Here is a 25627-nt window from a genome sequence, read left to right as displayed (position 1 = left end):
GTCAATTCCCCCTCCTAAGCAAGTATAGGAAGAATGGAGCACCTACTGCGGCCATAACAATTCCCACAGGAAGCTCGACGGGAGCAAACAGCGTTCTAGCAAACATATCACTCAATGTAACGACTCCCGCTCCCAGCAGAGCAGATGCAGGGATCAGCAAGCGATAGTTCGTACCAATCATAAGCCTTGCGGCATGAGGAACCACTAATCCAACGAAGCCCAGCAATCCGACCACGCTGACTGCACTTGCTGCAAGCAGGGCTGCCACAGCAGTCAGAATCAATCGGTTTACTTCAACATTGAGTCCGAGTGATCGTGCATTCTCGTCACCAAGGAGTAGAATATTTAGGCGATTTGAGCCCATCATAGCTAATATAATTCCAATAATTGTGTACGGGGCGATGTTCTCCAACTGCGGCCAACTGCTTGTGCCTAGTCCACCTACAATAAAGAGCATTGCACCATGTACCCTGTCCGAATAGAACACCAGCAGCCCGGATACACCTGCGCCAAGAAACGATGCAACGGCAACTCCAGCAAGAATAATACGAGTAGAGTGAAATCCGTTTTTCCATGATAGTAAATACACCATGACTGCAGCCATCAACGCTCCTAAGAATGCCCCTGGTGCTAACAGCCAATGAGCTTGAGGAAAAAGAATCAATATCGTAATGGCTACAAATCCTGCCCCCGCATTCACTCCGATAATTTGAGGATCCGCTAATGGATTTTTCATTATTCCCTGCAGGATAGCTCCAGCAAGTGCCAGGTTTATACCTACAGCCGCGCCTACAAGCGCTCTAGGAAATCGAATATTCATTATAATCCCATAGTGCTCAGTCAATTCTCCAGAAAATAAGATCTTCCACACTTCAGACAGCGGGACTGCCACAGCCCCTCTAGATATACCTATGGAAAGACTAATGAATAGAAACAGTGCAAAGGCTAGCAAAATGAGAAATTTGGATAATTTCATTCCAAGAAAGCGCTTACGAACATCTTCGTTCAAAGGGAAATTATTCAACATAGCCAAACACTTCCGGGTACACAGCTTTTCCTATATATTCAACTGCATCAGCATACTGCACACCAGGGTTAGTCAAGAAGTAGCTTTGAGGAAGGAACACCAGCTTGCCTTCTTTCACCGCACGAAGTGTACCCCATGCTGGATTATTCTCCATATCCTGCTTCATACGTGATGCAATGTCCTCTTTGCTTCCCATAGTGGAGATTAAGATCAAATCAGGATCAAATTTTACAATGGTTTCAAGGCTGAATGGCGTTTTATCGGGACGACCTTGTATAGCCTCTAACGTGGCACCCAGATTGTCGACATGCAACAGCCTTGCGGCTCCTCCAGCTATAGAGTTGTCACGCTCAAGAGTTACCTCTCTCATCGTTACTTGGATGATGACGACCTTCGGGCTCTGCGCCGGCACTTTACTTTGAAGCTCTTTAATCTTTTGATCGATTTGTTGTTTGATACCCTCGCCCTTGCTCGCATCGTCAGATATTTTGCTAAAAAAATCTATTTTCGCTGTCACATCATCATAGGTTGTCATCTTGAAGATAACTACTGGAATGTTGTTTGCCTCAAGCTGATCGACCATCGAATCATGAAGTCTAATTCCGCCAATAACCAAATCAGGCTTCAGACTCACAAGCTTTTCCAAATTAACTTGCGTATTCAATCCAATATCAGTAACACTCTTGGCAGCTTCGGGAATTTCACCTAAGAATGATTGATAAGAAACTCGACCAATTGCATGCCCTCCTGTTTCATAAAGCATGGAAGTGAATGTAGGCGTCAAGGTAACGATTCGTTCTGGCTTGTTTTGCAAAATCACTTCTCTGCCTAGATCGTCTGTTAGTTTAAGATAGGGCGATGAAGTATTCTCGCTTGCGATCGCCGCATCCGAGCCGTTGTCCCGTGGAGTTGGGGATTTATTGTTCGTGCATGCAGAAACAACTGCTAACAGAACCATGACCATCAGTGCAGTAATTGCAATTTTTCTCATTAGTCTTACCTCCTAATTAGAATGTAAAATTATTCTAACTTACAGGTTACATAAGCACATGACTCATTAGAGCTATGAAAAGACGGCATATAAGAATAATTAATGAAAACAATAATCCATTAAAAGGAGAATAAGCAGGGGCACTCATGAGAAAATAGCATTCATGCATCGACTATTTTTCCACAGAAGTCGCTACTATTGTTATAATCACAAATTCAAAAAATCAAAAAAATCCACTGCCTTTTATGACAGTGGATTTGCATGGCGGAAGCGAACCGAGGCTGTACAAAGCCATAGTCTGCCCGCATTGCGATATCATTGAGGAAGATCGCTCCTTATAACAGGAGCAGCCGTCTCCTATATCCTTGATTATTCGTACTTCACTGCATGAGAAACATCCCTGTTCAGTTCTGAATAATGAAAGCCGAGTTCATAAGCGTACTGCAGCAGCTTCTCTATTTGGTGCTGATCGCTGGCGATCGTGTTATACATGATCTCTACTTTGGAATTGGCTATCCCTGCATAATTAGCTATGCCGACATTGAGATGATGGGCAATCATCTTATCATAGTTCCTTTTCTCAAAATCCTCTAATGAAGCCGCTGCGAGTCCAAGCCACAATACCTGCTCATGATGAAGCTTCCCGGCTCCGTATGCCAAACCGTTGTTCCAGACGCGGTCGATATACCCTTTTAGCATAGCCGGGAAGCTGTACCACCAAATAGGGAAAATATAGGCCAGTGCATCGTACTGCTTCATTCGATTGAATTCCGCCTCCACTACAGCAGAATATTTCTTAGAGCTATCTGTCCAGTCCGGCTCGTCTGCTTCCCGCAATACGGGGTCAAATTCGCTGCGATGCAAATCGAGCACCTCGGCTTCGTGTCCAGCAGCTTGAAGGCCTTGTACAAAACGCTCTGTGACCGCAAATGTTAACGAATTGGTTCTCGGATGGCTTACAACAATTAATACTTTCATCTTCTTATCCCTGCTTCCGTAGTTTAATTAGAGCTAAGCGCTCAAGATTGGTCAAAAATCCGTACACCAAATTGCTCAAAACGTGCGATAGCCGTCTCCACTGGCACCAGCGTTTCTGGACCATGTATCCCTCCCGATACAGCGGGATAGCCGTTCCAACTAAGAACACGCTCAATGGAGACCAGTACGCCGAGAGCCGTAAGGTGTGCTTGGCCTTTCGGATCGGATACGACCGTACGACGCTTGGCCTTCTGGCCTGATTTCAGAATGCCTTCAATCTCGATGTAAAGATCTTGGGAGGCCAAGTCTCCATTACGAGTCCCGATGGATTCGCCCTGTATGAAATCAAACCGTACATTTGGCGCACCAGTGGCGGCAGCTAAGCTGGGTACATCAAGCAGCCCCATGGGAAGTCCCTCCAACGCGCTTCCATCAGTAAGCTTAACCAGTCTCGGATGCTGACTCGCTTCGATCCAAGCCCATTTGCCGCCTTCTCGAATAAGTGCACGGCCAATGAAGCTCTCCGAATCGCCCACCGTCATAGCTCCCATCTGTTCACGATCATCGTAGAGTCCTGCCAACTCAATCGAGTCGATCTGCTTAAAGTCTTCAGCGGACTTCAAGGCTACGAGGGTCATAACCCCAGATTGTGAATGACCTAGCGGAACAATGGGGCGCTTCGGAGGAGTCGCCAGTGCAGCAAAGGTTAAGGGAGCCAATTCGTCGGCAAGTTTAGTTATTCCGATATGTGCGATTCCTTGGCGTATCGCAAGCTCGATTAAGCTATCTGCAGTATCCTGCAAGGAAGAGACGATAAGGTCGACTTTTCCCAGATTGTCGAAGCCATGGACATCCTCCACGTCCAAGTATGCCGTTGTGGCGTTTCCAAGATCTTTCGCAAGCGCGATTCCTCGCTCCGGGTTACGTCCTGCAAGAATGATTTCTACATCTTTGTTGATTTGACGAACATGCCGGGCAATGGTGCTTCCGACAATACCGTAACCTCCAGCGATTAATAGGCGTTGTGTCATTTTGCCCCCCCACTATATAAGTTTGAATACTGGTATATGAAGATTATGTTCCATATAATAACATTAGGGAAGAACGCACTTTATTGTGCCATAAGAACCTAATGGTTCTATAGGTACCGAAAGGTGCCTGAATTTTTGATGAGATTTTGGCCATCACAAGAGGAGGTGAATTTATGAAAATACAACCTAAAAATACATACAATATCCCGTCAGAAGCTACGCTCGATGTACTCGGAGGAAAGTGGAAAACCCTGATTTTATGCCATTTGTCTTCTGGACCAAAAAGGACCAATGAGCTTAAAAAAGCCATGCCCGACATTACACAAAAAATGTTAACGCAGCAGCTTAGAGAATTAGAGAACGACGGCATTATCTTTAGGACTGTCTACAATCAAGTACCGCCGAAGGTCGTCTATGAAATGACAGAAATAGGAGAGTCGCTTACAGAGATCTTGAATCAACTCTGTGCGTGGGGAGAAAAATTTATTCAGGGGCAATTTCATCGGAGCAAGACTTAAGCGAAGAAAAATTAAACGGTGAAAACTTAAACAAAGAAGGCTTAAAGCACTATATCACCTAGAGGTGCTTTCGCCGTAACTCTACTCTATCAGGAGTAGCAATCTATCCTTGAGAAAGCAAAAACCCTGACCGTATTTCAGTCAGGGTTTAAATAGTGGAGGCGAACTGGGGCAATGAGAGCCACAAATCGCCGGAGTATGTTGATTACTGTTGTGTATTGAAATAGCTTACTCGCCGATCAGATGATTGATAGCGCTAAACAACGCTTTGACAGAGGACACCATGATGTCCGCATCGATGCCGCAGCCCCAATATGACGTTCCATTCGCCGCTTTAATGCCTATATAGGATACTGCTTGGGATTTCGAACCAATCTCAAGCGCATGCTCTGTATACAACAGGTCTGAATAATCGAAGCCCAGTTCAGCTTGCAGCGCATTGCTTATAGCATCAAGCCTGCCGTTACCGCTGCCTATAATTTCTTTTGTCTCGCCGCCGGTACGAATGGTCACAATGGTTTCGAACTCATTCTCATCATCCTTGGAACGATACTTCACGAACTCTACAGGTGTACGCAGGTTAACGTATTCGTTCTTGAAAATTTCATGAATGTCTTCCGGCATCAGCTCTTTTTGCTGATGATCAGAGACGTTCTTCACAACATATCCGAAATGCTCGCGCATTTTGGCCGGGAGGTCAAGGCCGTATTTCTGGTGCAGCACGTAACCAATACCGCCTTTGCCCGATTGGCTGTTAATGCGGATAATATCGCCTTCATACTGCCTTCCGATATCTTTGGGATCAATCAGCAAATAAGGAACAGACCAGTGCTGACGTTCTTGCTCCTCACGCCATTTCATCCCTTTAGCAATCGCATCCTGATGAGAACCCGAGAAAGCGGTGAAGACAAGCTCGCCGCCATACGGATGGCGCTCGCTTACACGCATCTTGGTCAGCCGCTCGTAAACAGCCAGAATTTCCGGAAGGTTATGGAAATTGAGCTTTGGATCAACCCCATGCGAATACATGTTCAGAGCAAGCGTAACGACGTCAACATTACCCGTACGCTCGCCGTTGCCGAACAGTGTGCCTTCTACGCGTTGCGCACCAGCCAGCATGCCCAGCTCGGCATCGGCTACGCCTGTGCCCCGGTCGTTATGCGGATGCACCGACAGAATGACGTTGTCACGATAGCTCATGTTCTCGCTCATATATTCAATTTGGCTGGCGTACACATGCGGCATCGACATGGATACAGTGGCCGGCAGGTTAATAATAACCTTATTCTCGGCTGACGGCTGCCATACATCCAGCACCTTGTTGCAAATCTCCAGCGCAAATTCGATTTCCGTACCCGTGAAGCTTTCCGGCGAATACTCGAATTGGAAGTTGCCTTCCGTTTCCTCCGCACATTGCTTTACCAATTGCGCACCGGTTACGGCGATCTCGATAATTTCCTCTTTGGACCTGCGGAACACCTGCTCCCGCTGCGCCAACGAAGTCGAATTGTACAGATGAACAACCGCTTTGCGAGCGCCCTTCAAGGATTCAAACGTCTTGCGAATAATATGCTCTCGTGATTGGGTCAGGACTTGGATCGTTACGTCTTCCGGAATCAAATTCTGCTCAATCAGCGTACGCAGGAAGGTAAACTCCGTCTCTGACGCCGCCGGAAATCCTACTTCAATCTCTTTGAAGCCGATATCGACGAGAACTTTGAAGTATTCCAGCTTCTCCTCCAGATTCATCGGCACAATCAGCGCCTGATTGCCATCGCGAAGGTCCACGCTGCACCAGATCGGCGCTTCGGTAGCGTATTCCTTTTGCGTCCATTTCAGGCTGGTTTGCGGCGGCATGTAATATCCTCTGGCGTATTTCTCCACATTTTTCATAGCTATGATCTTCCCTTCCTTGTGATCGTAATTGTCGCAAATTCCGTCAAATTTAAGAAATAAAATAAATAAAAAAAGCCCTTTGTCTCTTTAACAGAGACGAAAGACTTAAATATCTTACGCGGTACCACTCCGACATTCATGCTTGTTACGGCATGCACTCTACAGTTTGAAATTCGCAGACTGCAAGCAGCGGCAAATCTCATACCCCCTGATGATAACGGTCAGGAACCCGGCTCCACCTACTAACTTGTTCAGCGAGCAACTCCAAGGCGAGTTCAAGCTTCTTCCGCGACTGTTTCGCAACGACCAACAGCTCTCTGGACGCATGGAAAGCTTTACTATTCCTCTTCTTAATTATTGCAAATATGTTATTACATCTATGCTATACTACAACGGCTTTCTTAGCAAGCCCTGTAATGGGGGAAACAAATATTTATTTTCGAGGCCTTGTTAACAGCATCCTTGATATTCAGGAGGTTTTCAGGGCAAGAAGGCTAATAACCCCAGATTGTGAAAAAACAAAGCGAGTTGGATCGTATTATAAATTAGTGCTTGAAATTCATGTTACTTTTTGACTGTAATAATTGTGGACCAGACTCTTGAAAGCAAAAGCACCGTCAAAGGCATCATTAAGACGCAATTAACGGTACTTTTATAAACAATATACCTATGTCGCTTTAGAATAGGGGAAATTGTCTAAATCCCAGAACTTAACATCAATTTTCTATCCCCTAATTACACTGAAATAAAGATAATACAGGCTATTTTCAGTTCTAATACAAAGTATCTCCGATCAAATAATGCAGAACACCTTGACTATCATAGAAAAATTCTCTTGCTTCGCTTAAAGAATGTGTTCCAATCTTCATGTAAGTCATCGTGTCATACAAGCCCTTCTTACCCACCGCCGTGCTGCCGTCGGGGCTGATCGCATAAATTGGCTCTTCGAAGCTTCCCTTAAGCTTTAAATCCGCCGTACTAAGCACGTTATTTTTGACAATTAATACTCCCTTATCCTCCAACAAGAATATCGGTGTATCCAAGGGATCCCTGCGCATATTCGGATACCCAAGTGATGATTGGCCTGTCTGATTCAATGAAGCATTATCACTTACGGAAAAGGCATATACCTCAGAGCTTGCAAAGCCGGCAGTCCAACCGTATTGGAACCAATAATAAAGTTTACTGTTATCGCTAGAGAAAACCATATCCCCTACAGAATTAACCACTGGACCATAATTGATATTAGCAAATGTATTAGCATTAAAAACTAGCAGCGTCGGTGCCCAATCACCAATCACCACATACAAATAATCAGATTTGTTGTAAATATGCCTATCTGAATAATCCCCATAATCTCTCGCTGCCTTATATGACAAATGCCGGGTTATATTCATATGACTAAGGCTGATCTCTGTTACCAGATAATTCTCATCACGGTTGACGATAAATATTTTTGTTCCATCCTCAGACACGGTGATTGCAGACGGGTGATAAGGCAATTGTATGATTTGATCGACATTTTGAGTCGTAAGGTCTATCACTAACAATTTTTTAAACGCCTTATCGACCGCGTATGCCTTATTATTAGCGGAATCATATGCCACATCGGCGATCGTCCCGCCCAGGCGGATACCCGAGTTGCTCACTGGAGGATCTACAATTTCCAGAGTGCTTTTGTCGATGAGCTCAACGATCGTTTTACCCTTAAGTACGGATAAAGAGATGATTTGATCCTTACCATTAAATACTTCAATACCATTGCCGTCCATATGATACAATCCAGTTTGCACAAAATTATCATAGTCATACACTCGAACGGTAGAATCGTTTATGATAAAAAACTGGTTATTCTCCAAATCGAAAGCAATGTCGTTGAAGCTGCTATTCAGACGATATACATAGTTCATGTCGTCATAACGGCTGTTAGTTGCTTCAAAAACTGTTCCCGCACCATTAAAAATATATTGCCCGTCAGGAGAGAGCTCGAATTTGGTGCTCATTGCATAATCCCCATGGTATGGAGAATCGTACCCGCCAGGATAAGATGCCTCTACAAATTGTCCACTAGAGAGGTTATATGCACTCAGATCCCTTGGGGAACTATCTGTATTGATAGCGTAGAGCTTGTTTAATGTAGGGTGCATTTGGATATAGCTTCGTTGCCTGATTCCGCTAGTATCAACTAGCATCAACGACGACGTTCCTCTTAAATAAGAGTTTATTTCAGTCCATTGATTCGATCCAGAAGAAATATAGATATAACCATCGCGGTCCACTGCTATATCATAAGGATCTATATCGATATCGAATATATGTTTAACGGCTAGGGTCTTCGTATCTATAATAGCAATCGCGCCGCTCTCCGTCTCCGCATTAGAGCTGTGCTCCATCTTCAATAATGAGACATACAGTTCACCGTTGGCATAAGTCATGCTTTCAGGGGGCAAGTTGAATGACACCGAAGACAACTCTTTCGTCTCGTAATTAAAGGCGTGAACTTTCTTCCCTTCTTTATCCGAAATATAAATAATCGGTTCTGACGGATGCTGTACAGTATCTGTTACCGCAATATTCATATTTACATGTTCGTTATAATACGTTGTGGCACTAGCAGGCAAACTAAAAGACGATTCCAAATGGTACGCATCTATTCCCGTTGTTACTTTATAATACTTTGTCGTGTTTGGAGAAAGACCGTCCACAATATAACTACTTCCCGATACTTTAAGCTTTTCGTTCGAATCATCTAACAAAGGCGCATAGCTTCCATCCAGCGTGTCGCTGGAATATACATAGTAATAATCTGCATCACCATTCGCTTCCCATTCCAGGCGGATTGCCGTATTACTCAGCGGCTCCGCAGCTACAAGAGTCGGCGCGGATAACCTGACCGTATTGTCTACTATCCATTTAGCCTCGGTTTCGTCCCAAACTACTTCCATAAATACAAGGTTCTTAATGATTACCATCATCCGATCGCCATCTGACAACGGAATAGTACTTTCATTTAGTTGATTCGCAAGATCTGTTATCGTAACACCATGAATTTGATAACTAATTTGTTCTGCACCTTTATAATAAATATAAGCATATGTCGAATCATTAGTTGTGACGGTAGCGATCATCGGGATATCATATAATCTTTTCATATGCTTGTTAAATAAGGTGGCTTTATAACTGGAAGGCGGAATGAATCCTTCCTCTATGCTGAACTCCCCAAGATGACCTTCAGTCTTTGCATAATTCGCCCCATATACGGAATCAGTAACCGAATCCGTTAGTAAAAATCCTAGATTGGAATAATCATCTGATTTATCGAAATAAGAATAGACTTTGTCTCCAATAATTACCGATGCGTTAACATCGGGCAACCAACCACCACCCGGTGTTGGTGTTGGTGTTGGTGTTGGTGTTGGTGTTGGTGTTGGTGTTGGTGTCGGTGTTGGTGTCGGTGTCGGTGTTGGAATCACTTCAGAAGGTACCCCGGGCCCTAGAATCGTACCTGCGGTTACTTTGATTCCATTAATAATGACATATACAATGTCCTTTCCTAAATCGTATTGCAATACCTTCGCCTCAATCGACGTTTCGGCTGCTAGTACAGTGACCATGCTGATCGTACCATGGCCTGTTATAGTCACCGCTGCATTCAATAAGACTTTGACCAAGGTAGAGCCCTGTTGAAGATTAACAGTAGTTCCTTGCGCTTTCACGCCAATATCCAAATTGCCCAACTGTGAATTAGCGAATATATCTAAAATGACCTTTGCCATCACGCTGACTTGATCAAATTGGCCTTGTAATTGTACGCTTATTTCGGCATTCACAATCTCTACATCTATAAATCCTTTAGCATTATTGTCCGTTTGGAGCTTAACCGAAGATTTTACAATCGTTTTAGATACTAATGTATTCCCTTTGGCGAATAGCCTAACTGCCCCTTTGGCTTTGTCCACGATTACCTCATTCAGCACAGTATCTTTCAATATGATACTGTTTTCTCCGCCGCCGGCTACCAAGGTTCTTCCTTTAACAGTCACATGATCGAGATACACTTCTCCATCACCGATTCCCGCGGTAAGATACAAATCGCCCTCGATAACCGTATTTTTCAAGGTTGACCCCGCCGTATTAATGGTAAGGTTACCATTTACAATTCTCTCCTGATCTCCTCCTACAGTCCCCGAGGATTTGATGAGAGTGCCTAACGCTTTATCCAACAAAACGACTGCTTCCGCACGCGTAATTGTTTGCGAGGGCCTTAATGTCTCATCAGGGTAACCACTCATATAGCCAGCCGCGATTACCGTGTTTAAATAAGGCCTGCTCCAATTTGGAATTTGTCCCGCGTCTTTAAATCTATTTACTGAGCTTATGTCACTCTTTTCATTCAGCTTCATTAGTTCATAGATCATTTTCGCTGCCTCTTGCCGACTTACATCGGCTTCAGGCCTGAAGGATCCATCCTCGAAGCCAGTTATGTATCCCGCGAACTTCGCTTTTGCGATTTCGGAATAATACCATTTATGATTGGATACATCTTTATAATTCTGTTGGTCTTGCTCAACGAACCCAAACGCCCGATTGACGATGGCTACGAATTCAGCTCTCGTAATTCTACTACCAGGCTTGAATGTCTTGTCCTTATATCCTGTAATCAATTCTTGATCTAACCAACGAGTGATAACTTCTTCTGCCCAGTTGCCCTTAAGATCGGTAGCCTGTACGGTGTTTTCTGCATCGTCTGTGCTCTGGCCGTATGCGAGTCCTGCATTTGAAACCAATAAAGTCAAAATAATTACTAGTTTCATTAAAACCTTCCTGTTATTTATGAACAAATCCATTAACCTCCTGTTTATTCTCTTACAAATGAAAAGACATCACTCCACAGCTGATATCAACAAAACTCATATCTATTCATTGACTTGTAGTTTTCATTTGTAAAAGTAACAATGTAAAATCATAACCCCAAATATACCATATACTAGTATGTTAAACAATAAAGTAATGGAGATATTTGAAAAATACGCTACCCTATAATTGTCTAAAGACAGCAAAAACCCCGACCTCATGCGGTCGGGGTTTACATGGTGGAGGCGAGGGGATTTGAACCCCTGTCCGAAGATCACGCCACACAGGCTTCTACGGGTGTAGTCACAGATTTGATGTCACCCAGGCCGACGCCCCGTAACCGGCTTCGATCTAGGTCAGCCTGATTATCTTCTTCAGCTCACCCCAGGCGGAGATGAGACAGCGTATTCCACTACTTGTTAGCCCCTAATCCAGTCACATGGACGATGCTGGGTAGAAGCACGCACACAGTTTCTTAGGCTGCGAAAGCGTAGTTTGTTTGTTGTTTGCCGTTTAATAGGCTTTAGCGTTGATGAAGCAGACGACTCCCTGCTACCCGCAACCCGCGCTCGTACAATCCCCGTCGAATCCATAAACGCCCCCAATTTGGCATAAGCGGCCTCTTCCTCGCAAATAGCTATAGAAGGGTCCGATTAGCTCAGGAACGCCTGGAATGGGTGATAGCGCCGTTACACGCTAACCATTACAAGCACTTGATTGTATATCCTTAGTATACGTACAACTCGTGTATACTATTTACTGCCTATACCTCATATATCTTGTGTTTCCTTGGTACCTCATTAGTATAGCACGTATCCCATTACAAATGCTGTGCTTCTTGCTGGAAGCGATGGTGCAACTAGCCTTGGCTTCCTTGGGCTATCTTGCCACCTTCTGCTTCTCGCGCATCGCACGCTGGATATCTCGCTGTGCATCACGCTTAGCAGCCGTGTCGCGCTTATCGTACTGCTTCTTACCTTTACCTAAGCCAATGAGCAGCTTAGCGTAGCCGTTACGTACGTAAATCTTGAGCGGCACGATCGAGTAGCCCTCTTGCTTCGATAGACCGAGCAGCTTATGAATCTGCTGCTTATGCATCAGAAGCTTACGCGTCCTGGTCGGATCGGTTGGGTTATGGCGATTGCCTTGCTCGAAGGGGCTAATGTGCATGTTATGGATGAAAATCTCGCCATTGCGTATAGTAGCAAATGCATCACCGATATTCGCTCTGCCATTACGCAGCGACTTAATCTCCGTGCCCATTAGCACAATGCCAGTCTCATAGGTCTCCTCAATGAAATAATCATGGGAAGCTTTTTTATTCTGGGCTAACTGCTTGCCGTCATTTTTTTTACTACCCACTTCAATCACCTCTTTGGAGAAACGCTATTAGGAATACATTGTAACAATTCTGGAAGCGGAAAGCAAGGCAAGCAAGCTCAAAGCCCTCATCCCAGTGCCTACACAAAAACCGCCCATAACCAGAAGGTTAGGGCGGTTCCGTTCGCAGTTAAAAAGCTACTACAGCTTAACTACGTTTTCTGCTTGTGGTCCACGGTTGCCTTGAACTACGTTGAACTCAACGCGTTGGCCTTCTTCAAGAGTCTTGAAGCCTTCGCCAGTGATAGCGCTGAAATGTACGAATACATCGTTGCCGCCTTCAACTTCGATGAAACCGAAACCTTTTTCTGCGTTAAACCATTTAACTGTACCTTGTTGCATTTGTAAAAACCTCCACAAAATAAAATTAATATGCGCCTGTTTCGTATTTAAACAAAAAATTCACACATTGGAAAAGGTCCCATGACTGTAATGACACCCTTTTCAATATGTGAATTCAGGTTCATATCATCAATTGCTTTGAGTTTACTATACCCATATTCAAAAAGCAAGCGACAAGCTTAAATATATTTTGCCAGCTTATCCTGAATTGGGCGCCGTTAGCGAACAAACCGCATAGCGGCGCCGTTTTTTAGGTAAATAGTAAAGCTCTGGTATTTATTTTCGTTTTTTGCGAACAAACGCTGCGGTCGAGTTGCCACCGCCGCCGTCCTCTTTTTTCTTCTTTTTCTTAGTCTTACCCTCTGCAGTGGAATTATTCACACCAGCAGCAGATTCTTTATTTTTTCCCTTGTTTTTGTCCCACGGCTTGTTCCCTCTCCGGCTGCCGCCGCCACTCGAACGGTTATTATCCGGATCAGTTCCATCGTCGCCATTACGGCGATAACCGCCGCTTACAGGAAGGCCCCACATATCCGTACGCGGAACAGCCTTGCCGCCGGTTACCTGCTTGCCCTTCTCGATCGGGTCCGTCTGCTTCTGCCACGGCGAGCCTGTCGCTGCCGCGCTGCCGTCAGCCGGCTTCGCCGAGCGCCGCTCATCCCGCTTGCCGCGTCCGCCGCCTTGCTGGCCTGCTCCGCCTCCGCGCCGATCGCCGCGCCCTTGCGCCGCGCCTGCACCCGGCGCATCACTGCGCTTGCCGCTTCGCTTACCGCCGCCTTGACCGCCGCCGCTTCCAGCGCTCGGCCGGCCTCCAGCCGCGCTTGCTCCGCCGCCGCTATCCAGGCGTCCGCCTGCGTCGCCGCGACGGCCAAACCCGCCGCGCTTGCGGCCTCCACGGCCAGCGCCGAAGCCTGCGTCTGCGACGCCCTTGAAGCCGCTTCGAGGCTTCATATCGACCATTTCGAAGTCGATCGTATGGTCGTCCATATTGACGCGAGCAACGCGGATTTTCACCTCGTCGCCGATCCGATAGACCTTCGATGTCCGCTCGCCTATCAGCACCATATGAAGCTCGTGGAAGTGATAATAATCGTCTGTCAGATCGCTCAGACGAATCAAGCCTTCCACCGTATTGCTCAGCTCTACGAACATGCCGAAGCTCGTCACGCTGCCGATAATGCCATCGAACTCTTCGCCGACTTTATCCAGCATGTATTCACATTTCTTTAGCTTATCGGTATCCCGTTCCGCATCTACAGCCACGCGCTCGCGCTCCGATGAATGCTGGGCAATATCCGGCATCCGCGCTGTCAGCGCCTCATGGCGCTTCTCCGTCAATGCGCCGCCGCCTTCAAGCACCTCACGCATAATGCGGTGAATGACTAAATCGGGGTAACGACGGATTGGCGAGGTAAAGTGGGAATAGAACTCAGCAGCCAAGCCAAAATGTCCAAGACTCTCCGCATCATATTTGGCCTGCTTCATGGAACGCAGCATGACGGTAGAGATCACAGTCTCTTCCTTCGAGCCATGAATCTCCTCCAGCAGCGTTTGGAGCGCTCTCGGATGAACCGAGTTGCCTTTTCCCTTCACCACATAACCGAAGTTCGATGCGAACTGCAGGAAGCGCAACAGCTTCTCCTGATCTGGGTCTTCATGTGTACGGTAGAGGAATGGCACGCGCAGCCAGTGGAAATGCTCCGCTACCGTCTCATTCGCCGAAAGCATAAATTCCTCAATGATTTGCTCCGCAATGGAGCGCTCGCGCTTCACAATATCAACCGCTTTGCCTTCTTCGTTGACGATGACCTTCGACTCCTGGAAGTCGAAATCAATAGCTCCACGCTTCATCCGCTTCTTCCGCAGCTTCATTGCCAGCTCTTCCATCAGCGTGAACATATCGAGCAGATCCGCATAACGCTCTTTGAGCTCCGTCTCCGGCTCTTCTTCTGTCGCTGTGAGCAGCTTGCGCACATTCGTATAAGTCATGCGCTCTGTCGTCTTAATGACGGAGGTAAAGACATCATGCCTTACCCGCTTCAACGTCTTCGCATCGAATTCCATCTCGCAGGACAAAGTTAGCCTGTCGACTTGCGGATTCAAGGAACAGATTCCATTCGACAAACGATGCGGCAGCATCGGAATAACACGGTCAACTAAATAGACGCTGCAGCCGCGACGGAAGGCTTCTTGGTCCAGCTCTGAATTCTCGCGCACGTAATAGCCTACATCGGCAATGTGAACGCCTAACAGGTAATTCCCATTGTCAAGAAGCTTAACATGGACCGCATCATCCAGATCCTTCGCATCCTCGCCATCAATCGTGACAATAACCTCGCCACGAAGATCTCGGCGGCCCTGCTTAACGATCTCTTCCTCTGTGATGGAATCCGAAGCGGCTTCGGCTTCTGCCAGCACTTCATCCGGGAAGCCCTCAGGCAGCTGATGCTTGCGAATAATTGACAAGATGTCGATTCCTGGATCATTCTTATGACCTAATATTTCGACAATTTCGCCTTGTGCTGCAGAACGGCCTTCCGGATAAGACACAATTCGCACAACGACTTTTTGCCCAGAGACTGCTCCCTGGTATTCGCCCTTTGCGATAAAAATATCCCGATTGATCCGCTTATCATCCGGAATAACGAAGGCATAGGCCTCGTGGTTCTCGAACGTGCCTACCACCTGTGTAATAGCGCGCTGCACGATACGCACCACTTCACCCTCCATCCTGCCGCCGCTCTCGCTTTGCGACGTAATGCGGACAAGGACGATATCGCCGTTCATGGCGCTCTTCTGGTCATTGGCATGTATATAGACATCCGCGTGGCCCTTCTCATCAGGCAGCAGAAAAGCAAATCCTTTGGCATGCGACTGCACTTTCCCTCTCAGCAGATTCATCCGCTCCGGAACGCCATATCGCTCATTGCGCGTCATAATGACTTTTCCTTCTTCCTCCAACTGATTAAGCAGCTTCAAAAAATGCTTGAAGTCTGCCGCCTCGGTTATACCGAAATGCTGCTCCAGCTCCTGATAAGTCATTGGCTTATACGCCGTTTCACGCATGAAATCAAGCAGTTCCTGCTCTTGCATCATAATAATTCCCTTCACCTCATACACCGGTCTCCTCTATCATGAATGCCGACCGGTTGATAGATTAACATATACCATTTAGTATACACGAAATGTGCAATCCACATCCGCATTCCCCGAAAAAACAAAAAAAACGAAGGTTTCCCTTCGTTTCTCCGGATTAAACTTTGTAAAAGTAAGCTACGACCAAGGATAAGATAAAGAATCCAACTGCAAGTCCAACTGTTAGACGTTGCAGGAACAAATCCAGACCGCGCGCTTTTTGTTTCCCAAAAAGATGTTCTGCACCACCGCTAATAGCTCCAGACAATCCAGCGCTTTTGCCTTTTTGGAGCAAAACAACCAAGATCAATCCGACTGAAAAAATGATAAGCAATATTTTCAAAAAGATATCCATTCATTCCACCTCCAGCACAGGAGCTCCGTTAAAACACATAAACCGATTGTAGCATAGGCAAGCCGTGAATTCAATACTTCTCAAAAAAGAGCACCCTGTTCACAGGGTGCTCTTCCTTTTTTAGTCTGAAAAAATCCTATTTGAAGTTTTTCAGATTGTAAAATGCGGATTTGCCCGCGTATTGTGCTGTCGAACCCAATTGGTCTTCGATACGAAGCAATTGGTTGTATTTCGCTACGCGGTCCGTACGGGACGGTGCGCCTGTTTTGATTTGACCAGCGTTTGTTGCAACTGCGATGTCAGCAATTGTGCTGTCTTCGCTCTCGCCGGAACGGTGAGAGATAACGGCTGTGTAACCAGCGCGTTTTGCCATTTCGATTGCATCGAAAGTTTCAGTAAGGGAACCGATTTGGTTAACTTTAACCAGGATCGAGTTGCCCACGCCTTTTTCGATACCATCGGACAGACGCTCTGTGTTCGTTACGAACAGGTCATCGCCAACGAGTTGAACTTTGCCGCCCAATTTCTCAGTGAGCAATTTCCAACCATCCCAATCGTCTTCGGAGCAACCGTCTTCGATTGTAATGATTGGATATTTGTCAGCCCATGATGCAAGCAGGTCAACGAACTCAGCAGGCGTGAACGATTTGCCTTCGCCTTCGAGGTGGTATTTGCCGTCTTTGAAGAACTCTGTGGAAGCAACGTCCATACCGAGGAATACGTCAACGCCCGGCTTGTAGCCAGCGAGCTCGATTGCGGAAATGATCGTTGTGATTGCTTCTTCATTGGAACCAAGGTTAGGAGCGAAGCCGCCTTCGTCACCAACAGCTGTGTTCAAGCCTTTTTCTTTCAGAACGGACTTGAGGCTGTGGAAGATCTCAGCGCCAATGCGAAGCGCTTCTTTGAAGTCAGCAGCGCCAACTGGCAATACCATGAACTCTTGAACGTCAATGTTGTTGTCAGCATGCTCGCCGCCATTGATGATGTTCATCATTGGTACTGGCAATGTTTTTGCATTGAATCCGCCGAGGTAAGTGTACAAAGGTACATTCAGAGCGTCGGATGCAGCGCGAGCTACAGCCATCGATACAGCAAGAATTGCGTTTGCACCCAATTTTGCTTTGTTAGGCGTACCGTCAAGCTCAATCATTTTGCGGTCGATTGCTACTTGATCAAGTGCATCCAGGCCAATGATTTCAGGAGCGATGATGGAGTTAACATTGTCAACGGCTTTCAGAACGCCTTTGCCAAGGTAACGGGATTTGTCGCCGTCACGAAGCTCTACAGCTTCATAAGCGCCAGTGGACGCGCCGGATGGAACGATAGCGCGGCCTTGGCCGCCGGATTCTAGGGATACTTCTACTTCAACAGTTGGATTGCCGCGGGAGTCAAGCACTTCGCGTGCATATACGTCAACGATAATAGACATGAATGTAACACTCCTTATAATTTGATTGTGTAATTGTTAAGTAGCTGACTACTCTTGAATAAGCGACGTTCCGGTCATTTCTGCCGGTTTGGCAAGCTGCAGCAGATCAAGTACTGTAGGTGCCAAATCAGCCAGAATACCACCTTCGCGAAGCTGTGCACCAGCGCGTGTTACGATGCATGGAACCGGATTGGTTGTATGCGCCGTAAACGGACGGTCATTCTCATCGAATACCATATCTGCATTGCCGTGATCGGCTGTTATGATCGCTACGCCGCCCTTGGCGAGCACAGCTTCCACGACTAGCCCTAGGCATTCGTCCGTTGCCTCAACCGCTTTGATCGTCGGCTCCAGCATGCCGGAGTGACCTACCATATCAGGATTGGCAAAGTTAAGAATGATCGCATCATGCTTATCGGCTTCAATTTCTTTCACCGCTGCTGCTGCTACTTCATAAGCGCTCATCTCCGGCTGCAGATCATATGTCGCAACCTTCGGTGAGTTAATCAATATGCGAGTCTCGCCCGGAAGCTCAACATCGCGCCCACCGCTGAAGAAGAACGTTACGTGAGGATACTTTTCAGTCTCCGCAATGCGCAGCTGCTTCATATTGTTCTGCACCAGAACTTCGCCAAGCGTATTGTCCAAGTTCTTAGGTGAATACGCAACGAAGCCGCCAATCGTTTCGCTGAACATAGTCAGGCAGACGAAGTACAAGTTTTTCGGCACGTTCTCTCCACGGTCGAAGCCGCGGAAATCTTCGTTCGTAAATACTTGTCCCAATTGAATGGCGCGGTCAGGACGGAAGTTGAAGAATATGACTGCATCCTCAGACTCCACAAGGCCTACCGGCTTGCCATTCTCGCCTATGATCACGGTTGGCATAACGAATTCATCATAAACCGATTTTTCATAGGATTCAACTACCGCTTTGATCGGATCGTAATATTGCGGACCTTCACCGTAGACCATCGCACGGTAAGACTTTTCCGTACGCTCCCAACGTTTGTCACGGTCCATCGCATAGTAACGACCTTGCACCGTAGCGATCTGTCCTACGCCAACCTCTTCGATCTTCGCTTGCAGACGCTCTAGGTAGCCCTTCGCACTGTCAGGCGATACGTCGCGACCATCGAGGAACGCATGAATGTACACTTCTGTAAGCTCTTCCTTCTTCGCCAGGTCAAGCAAAGCGAACAAGTGCTCAATGTGGCTATGTACACCGCCATCAGAGAGAAGGCCGTACAAGTGAAGCTTCTTGCCGTTCGCTTTGACGTGGCGAACCGCATTAAGAATCGTCTCATTGTCATAGAACTCGCCATCGCGAATCGACTTGCTGATCCGGGTCAAATCTTGATAGACAATACGGCCAGCGCCAATATTAAGATGACCAACCTCGGAATTGCCCATCTGCCCTTCCGGCAAACCAACTGCTTCCCCGCAAGCCGTCAATGTCGTATGCGGGTAAGTCGCTCTGTAGCGGTCATAGTTCGGCTTGTTCGCTTGTGCAACAGCATTGCCTGTTACGTCGTCGCGAAGGCCGAAGCCATCAAGAATAATTAGTGCAACTGGTTTCGGAGCGGCCATCTTACTTGGCCCCCTCAACAAGTGCAATATAAGAAGCCGGCTCCAAGCTAGCGCCGCCTACAAGCGCACCGTCGATATCGGCTTGACCGAGGTATTCTGCTACGTTGTTAGGCTTCACGCTGCCGCCGTATTGGATACGAACTGCATCAGCAGTTGCCGCATCGTACAGGTCAGCTACTACGCTGCGAATATAGCCAATAACATCTTGTGCATCTTCAGAAGTGGAGGATTTGCCTGTTCCGATCGCCCAGATCGGCTCATATGCGATAACCACTTCAGCCGCTTGAGCTGCGGACAGCCCTTGGAAAGCACCTTCTGTTTGCACTTTGCAAACGTCTTTTGTTTGGTTCGCTTCACGCTCTTCGAGCTTTTCGCCTACACAAACGATTGGTGTCAGACCGTGCTTAAATGCTGCATGCGTCTTTTTGTTGACGATCTCATCGGATTCAGCGAAGTATGCACGACGCTCGGAGTGTCCGATAATGACGTATTTCACGCCAAGATCCTTCAGCATAACGCCGCTGATTTCACCTGTGAAAGCGCCATTGTCCTCGAAGTGAATGTTTTGTGCGCCAATCGCAATGCTTGTGCCTTTTGCTGCTTCTACCAATGCCGGAAGCGTTGTGTAAGGAGCGCAGATTACGCTCTCCACGCCGTCTACCTCTGCTTTGCCTTTCACTTCAGAGAAGAACGATACCGCTTCGGATACGGTTTTGAACATTTTCCAGTTGCCTGCAATGATCGGTTTTCTGCTCATCTGTTGTAACCTCCTTATATGGTCTTGCTCTTATTTATCGTTTAGTGCAACAACGCCTGGAAGCGTTTTGCCTTCCATGAACTCCAGGGAAGCGCCGCCGCCTGTAGAGATATGATCCATTTTGTCAGCCAGGTGGAACTTCTCAGCTGCTGCTGCAGAGTCGCCGCCGCCAATTACAGTGTAAGCCGAAGTTTCTGCGCAAGCTTTTGCTACTGCTTGTGTACCATGGGAGAAAGGCTCGATTTCGAATACGCCCATTGGTCCATTCCATACAACAAGCTTGGAGTTTTTGATAACATCCGCATAGATTTCACGTGTTTTTGGACCGATATCAATACCTTCCCAGTCAGCAGGAATGCCGTCGATGCCAACGATTTGCGTGTTCGCATCTTTGCTGAATTCATCCGTTATTACGATATCAACTGGAATCAGGAAGTTTTTGCCCAGCTTCTTAGCTTTCTCGATGAACTCAAGCGCCAGATCCAGCTTGGAGTTGTCTACGAGCGATTGGCCGATTTCATGGCCTTGTGCTTTGAAGAATGTGTAGGACAAGCCGCCACCGATGATAATGTTGTCAGCAATTTCGATCATTTTGTTGATTACATCAATTTTGTCCTTAACTTTGGAACCGCCAACGATCGCTGTGAACGGACGCTCTGGGTTGTTCAATGCTTTGCCAAGCACGTCCAGCTCTTTCTCCATCAAGAGGCCGGATACAGCTGGCAGATGATGTGCAATGCCCTCAGTCGAAGCATGCGCACGGTGAGCAGCGCCGAATGCGTCATTGACGAACAAGTCAGCCAGCTCTGCAAAAGCTTTTGCCAATTCCGGATCATTTTTCTCTTCGCCTTCATGGAAACGAACGTTTTCAAGCAATAGCACCTCACCAGCTTGAAGGGCGTTTACTTGCGCTTTAACGGCTTCGCCGATTGAATCATCAGCCTTAATCACCGACTTACCCAGAAGCTCAGAGAGACGCGTTGCAGAAGCTGTATGACGAAGTTCTTCCACTACTTGTCCGTTCGGACGGCCCAAATGGCTCGCCAGAATTACTTTTGCGCCTTTTTCAATCAAGTAATTGATCGTAGGAAGTGTCTCACGAATTCGTTTGTCATCCGTAATCTTGCCATCTTCCAGCGGCACATTGAAATCGACGCGCACAAATACTCGCTTGCCTGCTACTTCTACGTCACGAACACTTTGTTTATTCATTAGTGTGGCCTCCCTGATTCCCATTTATAAGGTGTATGAAAAGTTCTGCGTACCTATAAAAAAAGCGTTCCTTCTTCTTCAAGAAGGAACGCTCCGCCCTGGCCCATCCAAATGGAGCCGCAGACTAAGCGTGTCCCGGATCAGCGGTTAGCCAATCCGGGACGAAAGCGTTCCGTGCTGTTGTGTGGACAAGCTTGGTAATCTTACAGGCCTTTGCTTGCGATGTAAGCTGCAAGGTCAACTACGCGGTTCGAGTAGCCCCACTCGTTGTCATACCAAGAAATAACTTTAACCATGTTGCCTTCAACTACCATTGTGGACAAGCCATCAATTGTGGAAGAAGCAGGGTCAGTATTGTAGTCGCTCGATACAAGCGGCAATTCATTGTAGTTCATGATACCCTTCAAAGGACCTTCAGCAGCTTCTTTGAATGCAGCATTGATTTCTTCAACAGTTACGTTCACTTTCAGTTCAGCAACAAGATCTGTTACCGATACGTTAGGTGTAGGAACGCGCATAGCCATACCGTTCAGCTTGCCTTTAAGCTCAGGCAGAACGAGGGAAACTGCTTTTGCAGCGCCAGTCGAAGATGGAATGATGTTTTCTGCAGCAGCACGAGCACGGCGCAGATCTTTATGAGGAACGTCAAGTACGGATTGATCGTTAGTGTACGAGTGAATAGTAGTCATCATACCTTTAACGATACCGAATTTGTCATTCAATACTTTAGCAAAAGGAGCCAAGCAGTTAGTTGTACAAGAAGCGTTCGAAATTACAGTATGAGCAGCTGCATCATATTTGTCTTCGTTAACGCCGATTACGATTGTGATGTCTTCGTTAGTTGCAGGTGCGGAGATAATAACTTTCTTCGCGCCGCCTTTCAAGTGAAGCTCAGCTTTTTCTTTAGCTGTGAAGATACCAGTGGATTCAACAACGATTTCAGCACCTACGGAGCCCCATGCAAGGTTCTCAGGATTGCGTTCTGCGAAAACTTTGATTTCGCGGCCGTTATAGATGATCGCACCCTCTTTAGCTTCAACAGTTCCTTCAAGAACACCATGAGTAGTGTCATATTTAAGAAGATGTGCAAGTGTGTTTGTATCCGTAAGATCGTTTACCGCTACTACTTCCACTTCAGGATTGCTAAGCGATGCGCGGAATACATTACGTCCAATACGACCAAATCCGTTAATACCAATTTTAACCATTGTTAATTCCTCCTAAGCGTTTTTAAGTTCACATTTATATTTCAAAACGTTTCGCGACAATTAGTCGCAAAGCGTCATGATACCTAATTTATTGCGATGGCTAATCACGATTCCTGTTCGATAATAGAAAGAATCTCAAGTGCTGCCGCCTCATCAGTTACAAGCACATCATTGTGTCCGAACCGCATAACTGCAGCTATTGCTTCGCCTTTGCCCTTGCCTCCAGCGACACCAATAACAACTTCAGTCTTCACAATATCCTCAAGCCGCAATCCTACCGTCTGCATTTTGTGGACAACCTCACCATTACGGTCGAAATAAAATCCGAAAGCTTCAGCCAATGCGCCTTCTACTTCCATCTCTTTGACGATCGCAGGGTCAAGCCTTCTGCGTCTTGCCATAACAAGTGCATCTCCGATTCCATGTACCACAACTCTGGCGCTGCGAATCACTTCCACGATCTCGCGAATATTCGGTTCCTGCATAATAGAAGCATAAGCTTCTTCCCCGAGGTGATCAGGGACATGCAACAAGCGATAATTGGCTCCTGTACGCTTGGCCATGTTCGATGCGATCGTGTTGGCTTGATAATCCAAGCTTTCCCCGAGCCCGCCTCGTGCCGGTACGAACCAATTGGTCTTGAGCGGTGTATTTGCTGTCAGATGGTTAGCCACCTGAGCAATCGTCGTCCCGCCAGTTACCGCGATAACATCATCTTTACCCATTACTTTACGTAGAATCTGACAGGCTACCCGTCCAAGCTCGCGCTTGGTCTGTATCGAGCCCTCTGAATCGCCGGCTACGACAACCACTTCCGATAGTCCATATCGGCTACGTATTTTCTCTTCAATCTCAGAGAGGCCGAACATCGTTTGATAATAGGGTTCTAATTGCTCCAGTAGCCGTCTGCCCGAATCGCTGATTCTCATGCCTGAAGGATGAATCTCAAGCAATCCTTGCGATTTGAGAAAATCGGTCTCCGCACGCAATACTCGTTCGGTCATTGCCAATGATGTGGCTAACGTCCGACGTCCAATCAAGTCGGAGAGCATTACCTGGTGCAAAATCAAATACCGCTTTCTCATGATGTCGAGCAAATCTGGAAGAAGTTGCTGCTGCAGTTCAATAATCTGACGCATCTTCTTATTATTCACTCCACCCGGCTATGTGCATGAACCCTCGAATAGTACTGGACGCATTACGTCCCGCATATTCATTTTAAGTCCCACCTCTATTTTATCTAAAATAATTCGACATAGCAAGCGAACATTTGACCGTGAAAACGATTACCACGCATATTTTTGTAATATTTTTTTTATTTGCTCGCCTTGCATTATTGCTGTGAATAGCATATACTGAGCTTCGTTGCTGTTTTTTATGTGCGCCCGTGGTCCAATGGATATGACGTAGGCCTCCGGAGCCTGAGATCTAGGTTCGATTCCTAGCGGGCGCGCCAATAAATGAATTTAACTACCGCCTGTTGCAGGGCGGTTTTTTTTGTTTTTCCCTAAGCTTTGACCTGCGTCTGACTATCTTTGACTTTTGGATTATGATCCGCTATTATATTAGACAGCAATACCATACCTGTATAATTTTCTAGGAGGGGACTGAAGTTGGACATGAATTTTGTTCCTATGGTTATCGAGCAAAGCAATCGCGGAGAACGTTCCTATGATATTTACTCCCGCCTTTTGAAGGACCGCATTATTTTCTTAGGTACAGGCGTGAATGACGTAGTCGCTAACTCCATCATCGCTCAACTGCTGTTCTTGGCAGCAGATGATCCCGAGAAAGATATTTCCCTTTACATTAATAGCCCCGGCGGCTCTATTACCGCAGGGATGGCCATCTACGATACGATGCAGTACATTAAGCCGGATGTTTCCACAATCTGTGTAGGTATGGCAGCTTCAATGGGCGCTTTTCTGCTCACAGCAGGTGCCAAGGGCAAGCGTTACGCACTGCCTAACAGTGAAGTGATGATTCACCAGCCGCTCGGCGGAGCCGAAGGTCAGGCGAGTGACATTGAGATCCGTGCTAGACGCATCCTGAAGATGCGCGACAAGCTCAACAACATTCTCGCTGACCGTTCTGGTCAGCCTCTCGAGAGAATCGAGAAGGACACAGACCGTGATTACTTCATGAGTGCTGAAGAAGCTAGAGAATATGGCCTGGTAGACAAAGTCATCGAGAAAGTATAAGGCTTCCGACCCGAATAAATAAGTTGTCCCAAGTGAATTATCTGACTTGGCGAGACAGCTAGCCAATGAAAACAAAGAAATGGCGATGCTAGGGAGCTATCCCTGCATCGCCATTCTTGTTTTTTGGTCGATCGTCGCCTTCTTGAGTAGACGCTGAGCAAGCGAGCGCCAACCGACCACCAGACTCACCTGCGGCAGATTCAAAGCACAGCAAACGCCAAAATCCCCGATTCTTCTACATGTGACCAAATACACCCTCTGGTCCAATTATTTTTCGAGCCGATCGCGCGTATCCTTCTTTGTTCCTAAGTTTATCATGAACCTACTGCCTCTACCGCGGGTATTTCATTCCCCTCTAATTTCACGATTTCCTTTATTATTTCAGTATTTCAGCATTTCAGCATTTCAGCATTTCAGCATTTCAGCATTTCTTTCAATATGACCTGATTTCCTTTATTCTTCGTACAAGCTGCTTTAAGCGGACAACCCCCACAGCCTTCTTCTGATTGAAGGAAGGAGCATACTTCGCTAATTAATGATGATCATTACATAACTACACTATAAGTACCGATACACAAAAGAAATAATGAAGCTAGCTTCACTAGTGGGAAACCAATGTATTTCTGTCAAGAAAGTGGACACATTTATTAGGAAACTTGAAGCTGTTCATAATACCTTTTTTCACACTGAAACGGGGTCATATACTGGATAGACCCATGGATTCGG

19 protein-coding genes, 1 tRNA gene, 1 other RNA gene and 1 other annotated feature are annotated in these 25627 nt (G+C 46.6%); of the genes, 3 read left to right on the top strand and 18 right to left on the bottom strand.

Annotated features, from left to right (window positions below; translation table 11 throughout):
• Window position 1: 1 nt before the first annotated feature.
• The 4 genes from AC50YO_RS21110 to AC50YO_RS21095 all read right to left on the bottom strand — a co-directional run bounded on the left by AC50YO_RS21110 (window position 2) and on the right by AC50YO_RS21095 (window position 4027).
• Window positions 2-976, bottom strand: coding sequence for a FecCD family ABC transporter permease (locus AC50YO_RS21110; protein ID WP_494850157.1), 975 nt, complete (start codon window positions 974-976; stop codon window positions 2-4).
• A 40-nt stretch (window positions 977-1016) separates the two neighbouring features.
• The gene (locus AC50YO_RS21105; RefSeq protein ID WP_494850156.1) at window positions 1017-2018 is read right to left on the bottom strand and encodes an ABC transporter substrate-binding protein; all 1002 of its coding nucleotides are present in this window, start codon (window positions 2016-2018) and stop codon (window positions 1017-1019) included.
• 369 nt (window positions 2019-2387) lie between these two features.
• On the bottom strand, window positions 2388-2996 hold the full coding sequence (locus AC50YO_RS21100; RefSeq protein ID WP_494850155.1) for an NAD(P)H oxidoreductase: 609 nt from the start codon (window positions 2994-2996) through the stop codon (window positions 2388-2390).
• 41 nt (window positions 2997-3037) lie between these two features.
• Entirely contained in the window at window positions 3038-4027 is a 990-nt protein-coding gene (locus AC50YO_RS21095) for a saccharopine dehydrogenase family protein (RefSeq protein WP_494850154.1), read from the bottom strand.
• Window positions 4028-4200: 173 nt separating this feature from the next.
• On the opposite strand from AC50YO_RS21095, the gene AC50YO_RS21090 reads away from it, so the two are divergent.
• A complete protein-coding gene (locus tag AC50YO_RS21090) occupies window positions 4201-4545 on the top strand; it encodes a winged helix-turn-helix transcriptional regulator (RefSeq protein ID WP_494850153.1) in 345 nt (114 codons plus the stop codon).
• Between the two features lie 228 nt (window positions 4546-4773).
• On the opposite strand, the gene leuA is transcribed toward AC50YO_RS21090, so the two are convergent.
• The 13 genes from leuA to AC50YO_RS21025 form a co-directional block, all read right to left on the bottom strand.
• Window positions 4774-6438, bottom strand: a complete 1665-nt coding sequence (gene leuA, locus AC50YO_RS21085; RefSeq protein ID WP_494850152.1) for a 2-isopropylmalate synthase — start codon at window positions 6436-6438, stop codon at window positions 4774-4776.
• Window positions 6439-6530: 92 nt separating this feature from the next.
• Window positions 6531-6802, bottom strand: a binding site (T-box leader).
• Window positions 6803-7214: 412 nt separating this feature from the next.
• Window positions 7215-11255, bottom strand: coding sequence for an S-layer homology domain-containing protein (locus tag AC50YO_RS21080; RefSeq protein ID WP_494850151.1), 4041 nt, complete (start codon window positions 11253-11255; stop codon window positions 7215-7217).
• A gap of 277 nt (window positions 11256-11532) precedes the next feature.
• Window positions 11533-11898: a transfer-messenger RNA gene (gene ssrA, locus AC50YO_RS21075) on the bottom strand.
• Between the two features lie 276 nt (window positions 11899-12174).
• The gene (gene smpB / locus AC50YO_RS21070; RefSeq protein WP_494850150.1) at window positions 12175-12657 is read right to left on the bottom strand and encodes an SsrA-binding protein SmpB; all 483 of its coding nucleotides are present in this window, start codon (window positions 12655-12657) and stop codon (window positions 12175-12177) included.
• A gap of 159 nt (window positions 12658-12816) precedes the next feature.
• Window positions 12817-13017, bottom strand: coding sequence for a cold-shock protein (locus tag AC50YO_RS21065; RefSeq protein WP_028609190.1), 201 nt, complete (start codon window positions 13015-13017; stop codon window positions 12817-12819).
• 276 nt (window positions 13018-13293) lie between these two features.
• Window positions 13294-16113, bottom strand: coding sequence for a ribonuclease R (gene rnr, locus AC50YO_RS21060; protein ID WP_494850233.1), 2820 nt, complete (start codon window positions 16111-16113; stop codon window positions 13294-13296).
• A 157-nt stretch (window positions 16114-16270) separates the two neighbouring features.
• A complete protein-coding gene (gene secG / locus AC50YO_RS21055) occupies window positions 16271-16507 on the bottom strand; it encodes a preprotein translocase subunit SecG (protein ID WP_494850149.1) in 237 nt (78 codons plus the stop codon).
• Between the two features lie 136 nt (window positions 16508-16643).
• Entirely contained in the window at window positions 16644-17936 is a 1293-nt protein-coding gene (gene eno, locus AC50YO_RS21050; protein WP_494850148.1) for a phosphopyruvate hydratase, read from the bottom strand.
• Between the two features lie 48 nt (window positions 17937-17984).
• A complete protein-coding gene (gene gpmI / locus AC50YO_RS21045) occupies window positions 17985-19523 on the bottom strand; it encodes a 2,3-bisphosphoglycerate-independent phosphoglycerate mutase (RefSeq protein ID WP_494850147.1) in 1539 nt (512 codons plus the stop codon).
• A gap of 1 nt (window position 19524) precedes the next feature.
• On the bottom strand, window positions 19525-20280 hold the full coding sequence (gene tpiA, locus AC50YO_RS21040; RefSeq protein WP_494850146.1) for a triose-phosphate isomerase: 756 nt from the start codon (window positions 20278-20280) through the stop codon (window positions 19525-19527).
• A 30-nt stretch (window positions 20281-20310) separates the two neighbouring features.
• Window positions 20311-21492 carry a phosphoglycerate kinase gene (locus tag AC50YO_RS21035; protein ID WP_494850145.1) on the bottom strand — a complete coding sequence of 394 codons (1182 nt, stop codon included), beginning with the start codon at window positions 21490-21492 and terminating at the stop codon, window positions 20311-20313.
• Between the two features lie 203 nt (window positions 21493-21695).
• Entirely contained in the window at window positions 21696-22700 is a 1005-nt protein-coding gene (gene gap / locus AC50YO_RS21030) for a type I glyceraldehyde-3-phosphate dehydrogenase (protein ID WP_494850144.1), read from the bottom strand.
• A gap of 104 nt (window positions 22701-22804) precedes the next feature.
• On the bottom strand, window positions 22805-23839 hold the full coding sequence (locus AC50YO_RS21025) for a sugar-binding transcriptional regulator (protein WP_494850143.1): 1035 nt from the start codon (window positions 23837-23839) through the stop codon (window positions 22805-22807).
• A 242-nt stretch (window positions 23840-24081) separates the two neighbouring features.
• On the opposite strand from AC50YO_RS21025, the gene AC50YO_RS21020 reads away from it, so the two are divergent.
• Together AC50YO_RS21020 and clpP are read left to right on the top strand one after the other, a co-directional pair.
• Window positions 24082-24156, top strand: a tRNA-Arg gene (locus AC50YO_RS21020).
• Between the two features lie 163 nt (window positions 24157-24319).
• Window positions 24320-24901: an ATP-dependent Clp endopeptidase proteolytic subunit ClpP gene (gene clpP, locus AC50YO_RS21015; RefSeq protein ID WP_494850232.1), complete on the top strand. Its 582-nt coding sequence runs from the start codon at window positions 24320-24322 to the stop codon at window positions 24899-24901.
• Window positions 24902-24997: 96 nt separating this feature from the next.
• On the opposite strand, the gene AC50YO_RS21010 is transcribed toward clpP, so the two are convergent.
• On the bottom strand, window positions 24998-25168 hold the full coding sequence (locus AC50YO_RS21010) for a hypothetical protein (protein WP_494850142.1): 171 nt from the start codon (window positions 25166-25168) through the stop codon (window positions 24998-25000).
• Between the last annotated feature and the right edge of the window lie 459 nt (window positions 25169-25627).

The organism is Paenibacillus sp. J22P59 (genome assembly GCF_059383895.1).
Note: the sequence above shows the minus strand (reverse complement) of the source record. Positions and strands in the feature narration are given on the sequence as shown.

Bases quoted from the DNA above. Each gene is read 5' to 3' on its own strand.
- AC50YO_RS21110 (WP_494850157.1), bottom strand. From the start codon at position 976: ATGAAATTATCCAAATTTCTCATTTTGCTAGCCTTTGCACTGTTTCTA.
- AC50YO_RS21105 (WP_494850156.1), bottom strand. From the start codon at position 2,018: ATGAGAAAAATTGCAATTACTGCACTGATGGTCATGGTTCTGTTAGCA.
- AC50YO_RS21100 (WP_494850155.1), bottom strand. From the start codon at position 2,996: ATGAAAGTATTAATTGTTGTAAGCCATCCGAGAACCAATTCGTTAACA.
- AC50YO_RS21095 (WP_494850154.1), bottom strand. From the start codon at position 4,027: ATGACACAACGCCTATTAATCGCTGGAGGTTACGGTATTGTCGGAAGC.
- AC50YO_RS21090 (WP_494850153.1), top strand. From the start codon at position 4,201: ATGAAAATACAACCTAAAAATACATACAATATCCCGTCAGAAGCTACG.
- leuA (WP_494850152.1), bottom strand. From the start codon at position 6,438: ATGAAAAATGTGGAGAAATACGCCAGAGGATATTACATGCCGCCGCAA.
- AC50YO_RS21080 (WP_494850151.1), bottom strand. From the start codon at position 11,255: ATGAAACTAGTAATTATTTTGACTTTATTGGTTTCAAATGCAGGACTC.
- AC50YO_RS21065 (WP_028609190.1), bottom strand. From the start codon at position 13,017: ATGCAACAAGGTACAGTTAAATGGTTTAACGCAGAAAAAGGTTTCGGT.
- rnr (WP_494850233.1), bottom strand. From the start codon at position 16,113: ATGATGCAAGAGCAGGAACTGCTTGATTTCATGCGTGAAACGGCGTAT.
- secG (WP_494850149.1), bottom strand. From the start codon at position 16,507: ATGGATATCTTTTTGAAAATATTGCTTATCATTTTTTCAGTCGGATTG.
- eno (WP_494850148.1), bottom strand. From the start codon at position 17,936: ATGTCTATTATCGTTGACGTATATGCACGCGAAGTGCTTGACTCCCGC.
- gpmI (WP_494850147.1), bottom strand. From the start codon at position 19,523: ATGGCCGCTCCGAAACCAGTTGCACTAATTATTCTTGATGGCTTCGGC.
- tpiA (WP_494850146.1), bottom strand. From the start codon at position 20,280: ATGAGCAGAAAACCGATCATTGCAGGCAACTGGAAAATGTTCAAAACC.
- AC50YO_RS21035 (WP_494850145.1), bottom strand. From the start codon at position 21,492: ATGAATAAACAAAGTGTTCGTGACGTAGAAGTAGCAGGCAAGCGAGTA.
- gap (WP_494850144.1), bottom strand. From the start codon at position 22,700: ATGGTTAAAATTGGTATTAACGGATTTGGTCGTATTGGACGTAATGTA.
- AC50YO_RS21025 (WP_494850143.1), bottom strand. From the start codon at position 23,839: ATGCGTCAGATTATTGAACTGCAGCAGCAACTTCTTCCAGATTTGCTC.
- clpP (WP_494850232.1), top strand. From the start codon at position 24,320: ATGAATTTTGTTCCTATGGTTATCGAGCAAAGCAATCGCGGAGAACGT.